The organism is Lactobacillus sp. ESL0246 (genome assembly GCF_003692965.1).
Taxonomy (GTDB): domain Bacteria; phylum Bacillota; class Bacilli; order Lactobacillales; family Lactobacillaceae; genus Lactobacillus.
The window spans coordinates 94540-106841 of the sequence record NZ_REHC01000006.1; the positions used below are offsets into that span (position 1 = coordinate 94540).

Consider the following 12302-nt stretch of genomic DNA (forward strand, 5'->3'; position numbering starts at 1 on the left):
GAGGTGTCTTGATGAAATTTATTAAGAAAAACGTATTACTTAATGTAGATGTCAAGGACAAAGACAGTTTACTAAAGTACGTTTCAGATCAAGCACAGAAGATTAGTTTAACTGATGATCCCGATAGTTTATTGCAATCATTCCAAGAACGTGAGAAAGAATATTCTACAGGGCTACAAGATGGTTTTGCTATTCCTCATGCTAAGAGTGATGCAGTAAAAAAAGTAGGTATCATTTACGTACGGTTAAGTAACCCAATTAAATGGAAAACTTATGATAATAAGCCGGTTACCGATGTCTTTGCATTAATGGTTCCGCCAGAAAATGCAGGCAATGCACACTTAAAAATGTTAGCAAACTTGTCTACTGCATTATTGGAAGATGGTTTTAAAGTAGACCTTAGACAAAAGTCTAATGAAGAAGAAATAGCTAAGTTTATTTCTAAAGAGATTGGAGCGAATGAATTATGAGTGAAGTAAATGTTGTTGGTGTTTCCGCATGTCCAGCTGGTTTAGCACATACTCCTATGGCAGCTAAGGCTTTGGAATTAGCAGGTAAGAAACTTGGTTATAATGTGAAAATTGAGCAACAAGGTATGATGGGACCAGTTCATGCAATTACACAAGAAGAAGCAGACCAAGCTGATTTTGTTTTAATTGCATCTGACCAAAAGATCACTGATATGGAACGTTTTAAGGGTAAGAAGGTCATTAGAGTTAATATCAATACTTGTATCCAAGCCCCGGAAGCAGTCCTTAAAAAGTGTGTTTCTGCTGTGATGAACTAAGGTCAGGATTCATAGAAAAGAAGAGGCGTAAAGATGAATGTTAAAAAAACACTGAAAGAGTGGGAGGGCTACATAATGAGTGGTATTTCCTACATGATTCCAACCATCATTGGTGGTGCGATTATCGTAGGTATTCCACAATTAATTGGTATGGCTTGTGGCGTTGATGACTTAGGTAAATTTGCCAAAGCTACTGGTTTCTTCCATATGTTGTATCAAGTCAACCAAGTAGGTTGGATTGGTATCAGCTTAGTTAACTTGGTTATTGGTGGTTTTACTGCTTATGCCATTGGTGATAAGCCTGCTTTAGGTGCTGGTTTCATTGGTGGTCAACTTGCTACCAACAATCAACAAGGATTCATTGGTGCCGTTATTGCTGGCTTTATCGCTGGTTATGTAGCACGTTGGTGTCGTAAGATTCATGTATCTGACAAATGGAAATCAGCCATTGAATTGTTGGTAACTCCACTTTTAACTACTGGTGCAGTTGCTGTTATTAACGGATTGATCTTGAATGCGCCACTTGCGGCAATCAATACAGGATTACTGGCTTGGATCAAAGGCATGATTACCAGTAAGACTAATGGTTTAATTGTTGCTCTTGTTTTAGGTGGTATGATCGGTGTCGACCTTGGTGGTCCTGTTAATAAAGCTGCTTGGGCTGCTGGTAACTTCTTCTTCCTGGAAGGTGTTTACCAACCTTGCTTGTATACTAACATTGCTATTTGTGCCATTCCACTTGGTTACTCATTAATGACTTTCGTTTGGCCAAAGAAAAGATTCTCAGGAAACTTATATGAATTAGGTAGATCAAACTTAATCAGTGGTGCTTTCGGTATTACTGAAGGTGCTATTCCTTACTTTTTGAAAGCTCCTCAACTGATCTTCGTTAACGTAATTGGTGGTGCCTTAGGTGCCGGTGCTGGTGAATTAATGGGCGTAAATTCACACATCCCTCCATTGGGCGGTTTGCCAGGTATCTTAACTGCTGATAACATTCCAGCATATGTTTGTGGTATCTTAGTTTGTGCTGTATTCATCGCTGTAGTTGCTCCATTGGTAGCTAACTTTACTGAAGACAATGGTAAGAAGATTACCGAAGATGATATTCAATTAGACATTACTACTGAATAATAATTATAAAAGGCCGTAGCCAGCTCTATCTATTGGCTGCGGCTTTTTTGATGAAATGAGGAGGATTAAATGCTTAAGACAGTACATGTGGTTCCTCACACTCACTGGGATCGAGAATGGTTTTTCACATCTTCGAGAGCTAAAGTATATATGATGAAAGATCTAAAAGATGTAATAGATAATTTAGATCATAATATTGGTTTTGATAGGTTCATTCTTGATGGTCAAACATCATTAATTGAGGATTACTTAAATTGGCGACCACAAGATTTAAATAAAATCAGACAATTAGTTAAAGATAAAAAATTGTTAATTGGTCCTTGGTATACACAAACTGATCAATTTTTACCTTCGGGTGAAAGCATTATTAGAAACTTGCTCTACGGCATGAGATATGCTGATAGCTTGGGAAGACATATGAAAGTTGCATATGTTCCTGACTCGTTTGGACAAGAATCAAGTTTGCCACAAATCTATCGTAATTTAGGATTTAAGAAAGCAATGCTTTGGCGTGGTTTTTCAGATGAAAAAACACCTAAATCTGAATTTGTATGGTGTGGTGAAGATGGAAGTACGATCAATGTTTATCGCATGGCTTGTGGTTATTTCATTGGAGGTCTAATTGATGAAACTAAATTAGATAAAATCATGGAGGAAGAGCCATTTGCGACTGTAGTTAAACAGGCTACGACCGACCAAATTCTTTATCCTCAAGGTTCAGATATGGCACCAGCTAGAAATAACTTGCCAGAAGTAATTAAAAAATTTAACAGGGAAAACTCTGACTATAAATTTAGGATTAGTTCGATTGAGGAGTATATCGATGCTGTGGATAATGAACGTCCCGAATTAAATACTGTATCTGGTGAATACAATATCGGCAAGAACATGAGAGTTCATAAGTCGATTTATTCTTCCCGCTCTGATTTAAAGAAGATGAATACGCTTCTTCAGGATTATCTTGCAAATATCTTAGATCCTGTCCTGGTGATAGGTGAATATTTTAGCTTGGAATATCCAAGAAAGACAGTGGACGAGATTTGGAAGATGATGTTTGAAAATTCAGCTCATGATTCAATGGGGAATTGTGTTTCTGATAATGTTAATGAAGATATCTATTTCCGCTATAAGCAAGTTAAAGATATTGCTACTAGTTTGGTAGACGTGACTCTAAGAGAAATTTCTACTCGAATAAAGAATTCAGATGATAACCCAATTAGCATTACGGTCTTTAATACTTTGTCAAGTATGAGAAGTAACGTGATTGAAGAATACTTATATACTCCTTCAAAGGATTTTGAACTTCAAGATTATCAAGGCAATAAAGTTAACTTTGTTGTTGAGTCAATTATAGATGACACAGAAGAAGTTAAAGGTGCAACTATTCAATTAAATCCTGGAGACAAGGTCTACCAGCCTGATAAGGTATATCAAGTAAAAGTTCTAATTGATGCTGAAAACGTTCCAGCAATGGGATATAAGCAGTTCTATTTAATTCCTAATGCTGGTAAATCAGAAGCAGTTACTATTTCTGATGATAAGAGAATTGAAAATGAGTTTTTTAAAGTAGATCTTCAGACCGATGGAACATTTGATATTACGGATAAGCGTAATAATTATGTATTCCATAAACAAGGAATGCTTGAAGAAAATGGTGATGATGGTGATTCGTATAACTATTCTCCAGCTAAGGAAGATTTGACTGTATATTCATCAGACCAAGATTTCACTTATAAAACTAGAAAATCTAGTCTTAAAAATGAAATTGTAATTAATTATAATTTTAACGTACCAAAGGATTTAACTTCTAGAAAAGAAAAGAAGTTAAATGCCAAGTTACCTGTAAAACTTACAATCTCATTAAGAAAATCTAGTCAGATTGTTGATTACAATGTACAGATTGATAATCGTTTTGTTGATGATCATAGATTATGTATCGACTTTGATACTGGATTAATTGTTGAAAACTCCATTGACGATATTCAATTTGGTTCTATTAAGCGTCCATTTGAATTAACTGATGAGTTAAAATCATGGAAAGAACATCCAGAAGAATGGCAAGAAAAGCCTATTTCAATTAATCCAGTTCAAACCTTTACATCTTTGTCAAATGAAAATACAACCTTTGCAGTAATTCCTCAAGGCGTTAGAGAGTACGAAGATATAGGTAAAAATCATAATACAATTCGGTTAACTATCTTTAGAACTTATGGCAGATTAGGTAAATCTGATTTGTTATATCGTCCAGGAAGAGCATCAGGGGATGCTACAGTAGCAACTCCAAATGCTGAATTACATAAGAAGCTTTCATTTGATTTAGGCGTTTACATTTCAAATAAGGGTTTTGAGGATGCTAATGTAGGCTTAATTGCTAAAGAATACAAAACCAAGCTTCAAATATTCGAATATGCAGAGTTCTTGAATGGCCGTTTGATTTTCCCATTTAACAAAGTTTCTAGAGACTTAGATCAGGAATTTTCTTTATTCAATACTAATAATCATTTGGTTTTAAGCACTCTAAAAAAGGCTGACCAGAGATCTGGTTATATCGCTAGATTTTATAATGCTGGATTTGATAATAAGCAAGACGAGGTCAAATTTACTAGAAAGCCAACAAGAGTTGAATTGGTAAACCTTCATGAAAATAAGATTGCTGATTTAACTATTAACGAAAATGGTTCTGTTAAATTGCCAAATATCGATCATGCCAAGATATTAACATTATATTATGAGCATTAAAAAATGTATTAATATAATGCCGGCCGAAAGCAGGGAAAGAAATGCAATTTTCAAATTCGAGATTAAAATCAATCTTATTAGTTTTGGTGACACAGAATGAACATCAGTATATATCTATGTCAGCCCTTTCAGCAAAATTCAAAGTAACTACTAGAACTTTAAGAAGTGATGTTAAGGAAATAAACGAACAGTTATCAAATTATGGTATTTGTTTAAAAAATAAACGTGGAAAAGGTTTATTTTTAGATTTCGATGATTCAGCTAACCTAGCAAAATTGAAAAAAGATCTTAAGGATGAAGGCTTAGAGAATACAGATAGTACTTATGATAGTCGTTTAAGAGATTTTATCTTACTCATTTTGAATGGTCATAATAATATCGATGAAATTATTGATACTCTTTTCATTTCGGACTCTACATTTGATAAATACTTGAATGATGCAAGAAAACAATTGTCTACTTACGATTTGAATTTGCATAAGCAAGGTAATGAGATTAAAGTTAATGGATCAGAGGCTGAAATAAGAAGCTGTATTATTGATAATCTTGATGATAAGCGTAACAGTAGATATGTTGAAACTTTTACTATAAATGAAAAACTGCTTTTTTCTGATATTGATTTGTTTGACTTAACTACTAAAGTTGTTCACTTTATTGATTCATTAGGTTTAGAACTATTAGATTACAATACTAAAAATATAGTAATTCATATTGCTCTTGGTATAATTAGAATTCAGCAAGCGCAAAATATTGTTTTCAATAGGGATGTTCCTAAGCTATACACTAAGTGCTATGACGCTACTAAGAAATTTTTAACAGATATATTTGAAGAGTATAACCTTAATTTGACTAAGGAAGAGCTAGATTACTTCATTTATCATCTTGCATTGAATTACCCACAAATAATTGTTGAAACGGAAAAAAGTGAAAGTATTAATGAGAAAGCAATTGATCGTGCGATTATTGCATTTCTTGATCGCATAAAAGATAGATACGTTTTTAATTTATTAAAAGATGATCAGTTGGTAGATAGTCTTAGAAAGCATCTGCTGCTTTTACTTAAGGTATACCGCATAGACGGAAACAGAAAAAATCCATTATTAAACGTCATCATTTCTACATTCCCATTAGCATATGAAATGACAATGGTTGGAGCACCCATATTAGAAAAGCAATTATCATTGACTCTAAATGAAGATGAAATTTCTTTTATTACTTTGCATGTTGGTGCATCAATGGAGCGTATGTATGACAACAGATGTGAAAAGAAAAATGTTGCTTTAGTTTGTGGTTCAGGTACAGCTACCGCTGAACTGTTGAGAGCTAGATTACAGGCTGAGTTTAGTGAGTATTTAAATATCACTGGTGTTTATTCATACTATGAATTTCAACATAAGGATTTGTCTCACAATGATTTCATTATTTCTACAGTACCAATTCTCAATTCAAAGCTTCCAGTAATTCAGATAGACTTATCAAATTTTCAAAAAGATAGTTTTGAACTTTATCAATATCTTGTTTCTATTTCAGATGAAAATAAAATAATTATGAATCTTTTTGATAGCAAATTGATCTATCTTTTTAATAAGAAAATGACTAAAAAAGAAGTCCTAGATTTAATGATTGAGGATCAAGAAAAATATCATTATGTGAACGCAGAGTTTGGTAAAAACGTGTTTAAACGAGAATCCATGTATTCAACTGCTATAGGTGGTGGAATTGCTATTCCTCACCCGATTGAATATTCTGCTATCCAATCAAAAGTAAGTTTTGCAAGGTTGGAATCACCAATAAAATGGGACAATAAGAATCAAATAAAATATGTTTTTCTATTATCTATCAATAAGGATGATTATCCTCATGTACAGCAACTTTTTACTTTGTTAGTTGAACTCCAATCAAACACAAGATTTAGAAAGCTAATAGATAAATGTAAAACAATTGAAGAAACTAAAGATGTTTTACGGACAATCATACAAGAAAAGCATTATGGAAAGTAAGGTAAAAAATGACAAAAGCATATTTAGTAAATCATACACATTGGGATAGAGAGTGGTATTTCACTACTCAGGATGCTCAAGTTCTTTCTGATCAATTGTTTACTGATGTATTAGACGAACTTGAAACTCACCCAGAAGCTAATTTTACGTTAGATGGTCAAATGTCAATTGTTGACGAATATGTTGAAATCCATCCAGAAGACAAAAAGCGAATCCATGACTTAGTTGAACGTGAACAATTGTTTATTGGTCCATGGTATACCCAAACTGATGCAAATATTCCAACAACTGAATCACTGCTACGTAATTTAGTAATTGGTATTGATGACGCTCGAAAAAACTTTGGCGAACCAATGATGTTAGGTTATTTACCTGACACGTTTGGATTTAATGCCAACTTACCAATGATTTTAAATCAAGTAGGTATTCATGATTTTCTTTCATGGAGAGGTACTAATTTTAAGCGTCAGGCAGGATCAACTTATTTCAAATGGAAAGCTTTAGGAAATAGTGTTGTTTTTGCAGCAAACTTTCCATTAGGTTATTTTACTGGTCAAATTGATCTTGATTCCAAGAAACATTTGAAAGAATTTGTCCATGATCGCTTAGATAAAGGTATCAAGTTTGAAGCAGAAAATGGCAATCACGATGAAGTCTTGATTCCTTCAGGTATTGATCAAATGAATATTGTTCATAACATTTTAGATACTGTTAAAGAAATTAATAAATATAGTGAAAATAATGTTCAAATTAGTACTTATCCAAATTTTATGAAGCGCTTAAGAAATAAAGATCTTCCTGAATATCAAGGTGAATTGAGATACCCAACTTATTCTCGTGTGCATAGAACTATTGGTTCTGTTCGTTCGAGAAATAAACGTAAAAACTTCTATCTTGAAGAAGCTATTCTAAGACGAGTAGAACCTTTGATGCTAGTTGCTAAAAAAGCTGGAATTAAAGTTTCAAATGGCTTAATCATTAAGCTCTGGAAGCAATTATTTAACTCACAACCACATGATACATTAGGTGGCAGTGTTACCGATAATGTTGCCGTTGATATTAATCATCGCTTTAAACAAGCATTTGAAATAGCAGAAGGTCTTGAAAATTACATTAAGAAGAGGATCGCCCAACGTTTGTCTTTAACTGATAAAGATGTAATTGTGTTTAATACTGATCCAACTCATTTTACTGGACGTAAGGTTATTGAGATTGTTACTCCAAGTAAAAATATTAACTTCCCAGAACAATTCGATGCTGTGATTTTGGATGAAGATTATACTCCTTCACGTCCCAATATCATGCAGTTAACACCAAATGGCTATAAATTTAAAGATGAACCTGGTTATTACAAACTTCATATTTCGATAAGAGTAGATATGGCTGGCTTAGGCTATCAAGTAATACACTTTGACGACAGTAATAGCGAATTGTCAATGTTAGAACAGCAAAATTCAACTGAAATTCATAATAAGTATGTTTTGTTGAGTTTTGTTGATGGCCAATTCAATTTGAAGGTCAATGGGCATGAATACAAGAATGTTATTACTATCCATGATCAAGCAAATGATGGTGATACTTATGATTATTCACCATTAAGGGGAGATCATGAGCTTAAGCTTAATTGGAATGGTCAAGCCAAAGTTTTAGCTTCTAAGGATAATGAAAAAATCATTTTAAAGGGTAAATGGGTCTTACCTTATGATCTTAAAGATCGCAATAATGATTCTGGCAAAAATAAGAAAGTACCATACAGACTTGAATTAATGCTTAGTTCAGAAAGTAAGGTGGTTTCAGGTAAATTAACAATAGATAATGTGATTCTTTCGCATCGCTTGCGTTTAGCCATCAATACAGGCATTGATTCCAATTATGTTCATGCACAAATACAGGGTGGCTTCAGAGATACTGAAAACTTGCCAATTGATAATAACTGGAATGATGAATTTGTCGAAAAACCAGTAAACATTTATAATTTTGACAAGTCAGTAGGTATCCAAAGTTCTAAAGAAGGGCTTTACTTCTTTGCTAAAGGTGAAAAAGAGTATGAAAAGGTAGGAGATAGTATTTTTATTACTTTAATGGCTACGACTGGTCAACTTGGTAAGCCTAACTTACTCTGGAGACCAGGACGTGCCTCAGGTGATACTACTTCGGTTGGTCATACCATGACACCAACGCCAATGGCTCAGGAGCTGGGCGAAAACATCTTTGAATTTGGGATTGAGGCATTTGTTGATGATGAGTTAAATGACGTCAATGTTGCACGTTCTGTTAATGAATGGCTTAGTCCTTCAGTTTCATATCAAATGCAGAAGTATAACTTATTCGTCAATCGCTTAGATAACAAGATTTGGGATATTGAATTTCTAGATAATTTACCAGTAATTAATGATAAGGAAAGCTGGCTAACTCTAGACTTGCCTTGTGAGGTCTCAGCTATCTACCCAGCATATTCGATTGTCGATCACTATGTTCTTAGACTATCAAATATGTCAGATAAGGAAGTGCCTGTAGAAACACTTAAAGATCAAGGCTACATTCAAACAAATGCCCTAGAACAAAATATTGAACAAACCTTTAAAGTAGGACCATATAGTATGGCAACCTTTATTAAACGCATTGATTAATCACTCTAAATATTAGTTAATAATCACTTAAACATAATTTTCCTTCTTCTAAATGACAAAAGTAACAAATATTTTAACTAAGTAAAGTGTTTTGATTTATTTGAATGGAGATAATTAAAAATGGAACCAATATTTTTAACGCCATATTTTAGAACCAAGATTTGGGGCGGGCGCAAACTAAAGACTATTTTCAATTATGATATTCCAGATGGCAAAGTTGGTGAAGCTTGGATTATTTCTGGCTATAAAAAGGATGCTTCAACAGTCACTAACGGCCAATACAAAGGCATGAGTTTGCGTGATCTTTATCATCATCATCCTGAATTCTTTGGCAATCCCCAAGCTCAAGAATTCCCCCTCTTAGTTAAATTCCTAGATGCAGATGATAATTTATCAGTACAAGTTCACCCAGATGATGACTATGCTCGCAGGGTCGAAAATGATTCTGGTAAAACTGAAAGTTGGTATGTCTTGCAAGCCGACCCAGGTGCATATTTGATTTATGGCCACCATGCTAAGAATCGCCAAGAACTAGCTGAAATGATGAAAAATGGCGAGTGGAACAAGCTACTACGTAAAGTTCCGATCAAAAAGGGTGATTTTTTCTATGTTCCGGCTGGTACTATTCATGCTTTGACTAAAGGTAGCTTGGTGATTGAAACTCAACAATCAAGCGATGTTACGTATCGTCTTTATGACTATGATCGTGTTGATCACAAGACTGGTAAGAAACGTGAATTGCATACGCAAAAGTCAATTGATGTTACGACCGTTCCTCACAAAGACCCAATTTTAAATACGCATGCTAATAAGGATCAAGATGCAGAAATTAAAACCTTGGTCGAACCGCCAGTTTCACCACACTTTCACTTGTGGCAAGTTGATCTTGCTGGCAGTTGGAAGACTGGTTTAAACAAGCACCCATACCTGCTTGTATCAGTGATTGATGGCAACGGCAAACTGGTAGCTAGTGATCAAGAATGGGACTTGAAGTTGGGAACTAATTTAATTATTCCAAATGAAATGAAAAACTTTACTTTCACTGGAAAAATGAGAATAGTTATGTCATCTCCTAGTAAAGAAAATCAATAATAAAAGCCGTTGGATTAACAAATGTACTCTAACGGCTTTTTAGTTAGAAAGAAGATTAATTATGAAAGATAGATTCGTAGGTAGTATCGAAGCAGGTGGCACTAAGTTTATTGTTGCAGTTGAGGATGTTAAAAATAATAATGTAATTGCTAAGGATAGAATCTCGACAGAAAATCCTAAGGAAACTCTAAAGGAGTGTGCGACCTTTTTTAAAAAGCATCCCATTGATGCATTAGGTATTGGAACCTTTGGTCCAATAGATATTAATAAAAACTCACGTACTTATGGTTATATTCTTGATACGCCCAAGCATGGATGGTCAGGCACGAATTTTAAAGGCTTTTTTGAAAAAGAATTAAATATCCCTGTAGCAATGACTACTGATGTTAATGCTTCTGCGTATGGAGAATATATTGCAAGAGGTAAGAATGAAACAAATACATACTTTTATGTCACTATCGGTACTGGCATTGGTGCAGGAAATGTACAAGCAGGGAAATTTGTCGGTCTTAATAATCATCCTGAAATGGGACATATGTTGATTACTCCTTATCCAGGAGATGACTTTAAAGGTTCGTGTCCTTTTCATGGCAATAAGTGCGTAGAGGGAATGGCAGCTGGTCCTAGTCTACAAGGAAGAACTGGTATCCCTGGTGAGAAGCTCTCACGTGATAATATCGTCTTTACTTACTCGGCATATTATTTAGCACAAATGCTATTTAATGCCTACATGACTTTAAGACCTGATGTAATGGTAGTAGGTGGCTCAGTGTTGAATGAAGACGATCTTGTAAAAGTACGTAAATATTTTGATGAATTTAATAATAATTATGTCGCTACACCTAACTTAAATGATTTAATAGTAATGCCAGCAGTTACGGAAAATGGTTCAGCAACCTTAGGTAACTTTGAAATGGCAAAGGCCATTTTGGAAGATTAAAAGTTTGATTTGATAAATAAAGCCATCCTCTTTTTTATGAAGATAGCTTTATTTTTTTGGCTAATTAGCTATCGTATAACTGCAGATTGATGAACTCGTTTCTAATCCATTTACAAAAGATTGAAGCTGGAGTTATGTTGTTATTGTTTAATTTGGCAATTCCGTAGTGCGGATGTATAGCATATTTAAGATCTACGTTGATAAGCTCATGATCTTCCGGATCGGTAACAAAATCAGCCCAAATTCCAACGCCCAAGTTTGCGTGAGTCATTGTATTGGCAACAGAAATATTATTTGCAAAAGCCAAGTTCAACACTTTATTCGCTTTTTGAATTGATTTTTGTAAATCATCTTGAGAAGGAGGACACCAGCGACTATCTGACATGATTAATCGATAATTTTTTAAATCCGTGAGATCTAACTTATCTAACTTTGGTTTGTATCCTGAGTTTTTGAAAAAATGTACCTGGTAGCTGCCTTCATATAAATCAATGTATTTCACGTTACTAATGCCAGCAATAATATCAGGCATCGTTAAAATGACATCGCATTCTCCAGATTGTAATTGAGTTTTAAGATCGTAATGGTCAAAATTTGCTAAGTATATATTGAATTTACTATGCTGTCTTTTAAATGCTCTAACAATTTTTGGAACCATTTTTACTTCGTATGGTGTGCCACTGTATCCTAGTGTAAAGTCAACATCATTACCATTAGACAAACGTTGAGACTCTTGAACAGTTTTATAGTAGCTATTTAACATTGGCTTAATTCCTTGATAGAAATTAGAGCCACTTTTAGTTAAATTGACCGAGCGTCTAGTTCTAGTGAACAACTGAAAACCTAACTCACGCTCCATCTTAGCAATGTTTTGCGACACCGCTGGTTGTGAGATATATATTTGAGCTGCTGTTTTTGAGTAATTGAGAGTTTCAGCAAGATTTATGAAGACCCTTAAATTCTCAGTATTCATTTGATTA

At 34.2% G+C, this 12302-nt stretch carries 9 protein-coding genes; 8 read left to right on the forward strand and 1 reads right to left on the reverse strand.

Features of this window, described 5'->3' with window-relative positions; all coding sequences use genetic code 11:
- Positions 1 to 11 precede the first annotated feature (11 nt).
- The 8 genes from F5ESL0246_RS02270 to F5ESL0246_RS02305 all read left to right on the forward strand — a co-directional run bounded on the left by F5ESL0246_RS02270 (position 12) and on the right by F5ESL0246_RS02305 (position 11322).
- The gene (locus tag F5ESL0246_RS02270; RefSeq protein ID WP_122017905.1) at positions 12 to 470 is read left to right on the forward strand and encodes a PTS sugar transporter subunit IIA; all 459 of its coding nucleotides are present in this window, start codon (positions 12 to 14) and stop codon (positions 468 to 470) included.
- Positions 467 to 787, forward strand: coding sequence for a PTS fructose transporter subunit IIB (locus tag F5ESL0246_RS02275; RefSeq protein ID WP_122017906.1), 321 nt, complete (start codon positions 467 to 469; stop codon positions 785 to 787). Before F5ESL0246_RS02270 ends, F5ESL0246_RS02275 begins: the two co-directional genes overlap by 4 nt.
- Positions 788 to 820: 33 nt before the next feature.
- Positions 821 to 1921, forward strand: coding sequence for a PTS fructose transporter subunit IIC (locus tag F5ESL0246_RS02280; protein ID WP_122017907.1), 1101 nt, complete (start codon positions 821 to 823; stop codon positions 1919 to 1921).
- Positions 1922 to 1990: 69 nt separating this feature from the next.
- On the forward strand, positions 1991 to 4660 hold the full coding sequence (locus F5ESL0246_RS02285; RefSeq protein ID WP_122017908.1) for a glycoside hydrolase family 38 C-terminal domain-containing protein: 2670 nt from the start codon (positions 1991 to 1993) through the stop codon (positions 4658 to 4660).
- 41 nt (positions 4661 to 4701) lie between these two features.
- A complete protein-coding gene (locus F5ESL0246_RS02290; protein ID WP_122017909.1) occupies positions 4702 to 6660 on the forward strand; it encodes a transcription antiterminator in 1959 nt (652 codons plus the stop codon).
- Between the two features lie 8 nt (positions 6661 to 6668).
- Positions 6669 to 9290 carry an alpha-mannosidase gene (locus tag F5ESL0246_RS02295; RefSeq protein WP_122017910.1) on the forward strand — a complete coding sequence of 874 codons (2622 nt, stop codon included), beginning with the start codon at positions 6669 to 6671 and terminating at the stop codon, positions 9288 to 9290.
- A gap of 120 nt (positions 9291 to 9410) precedes the next feature.
- Entirely contained in the window at positions 9411 to 10382 is a 972-nt protein-coding gene (gene manA / locus F5ESL0246_RS02300) for a mannose-6-phosphate isomerase, class I (RefSeq protein WP_122017911.1), read from the forward strand.
- Positions 10383 to 10443: 61 nt separating this feature from the next.
- Positions 10444 to 11322 carry an ROK family protein gene (locus F5ESL0246_RS02305; RefSeq protein WP_369916900.1) on the forward strand — a complete coding sequence of 293 codons (879 nt, stop codon included), beginning with the start codon at positions 10444 to 10446 and terminating at the stop codon, positions 11320 to 11322.
- 64 nt (positions 11323 to 11386) lie between these two features.
- Here F5ESL0246_RS02305 and F5ESL0246_RS02310 read toward each other — a convergent pair whose 3' ends face one another.
- Complete coding sequence (locus F5ESL0246_RS02310) at positions 11387 to 12295, reverse strand: LysR family transcriptional regulator (RefSeq protein WP_122017913.1); 909 nt, start codon at positions 12293 to 12295, stop codon at positions 11387 to 11389.
- Between the last annotated feature and the right edge of the window lie 7 nt (positions 12296 to 12302).

What these genes read in the sequence shown, in the direction of transcription:
- F5ESL0246_RS02290 (WP_122017909.1), top strand. Translation starts at nt 4,702, where the DNA reads ATGCAATTTTCAAATTCGAGATTAAAATCAATCTTATTAGTTTTGGTG.
- F5ESL0246_RS02275 (WP_122017906.1), top strand. Translation starts at nt 467, where the DNA reads ATGAGTGAAGTAAATGTTGTTGGTGTTTCCGCATGTCCAGCTGGTTTA.
- manA (WP_122017911.1), top strand. Translation starts at nt 9,411, where the DNA reads ATGGAACCAATATTTTTAACGCCATATTTTAGAACCAAGATTTGGGGC.
- F5ESL0246_RS02295 (WP_122017910.1), top strand. Translation starts at nt 6,669, where the DNA reads ATGACAAAAGCATATTTAGTAAATCATACACATTGGGATAGAGAGTGG.
- F5ESL0246_RS02270 (WP_122017905.1), top strand. Translation starts at nt 12, where the DNA reads ATGAAATTTATTAAGAAAAACGTATTACTTAATGTAGATGTCAAGGAC.
- F5ESL0246_RS02310 (WP_122017913.1), bottom strand. Translation starts at nt 12,295, where the DNA reads ATGAATACTGAGAATTTAAGGGTCTTCATAAATCTTGCTGAAACTCTC.
- F5ESL0246_RS02285 (WP_122017908.1), top strand. Translation starts at nt 1,991, where the DNA reads ATGCTTAAGACAGTACATGTGGTTCCTCACACTCACTGGGATCGAGAA.
- F5ESL0246_RS02305 (WP_369916900.1), top strand. Translation starts at nt 10,444, where the DNA reads ATGAAAGATAGATTCGTAGGTAGTATCGAAGCAGGTGGCACTAAGTTT.
- F5ESL0246_RS02280 (WP_122017907.1), top strand. Translation starts at nt 821, where the DNA reads ATGAATGTTAAAAAAACACTGAAAGAGTGGGAGGGCTACATAATGAGT.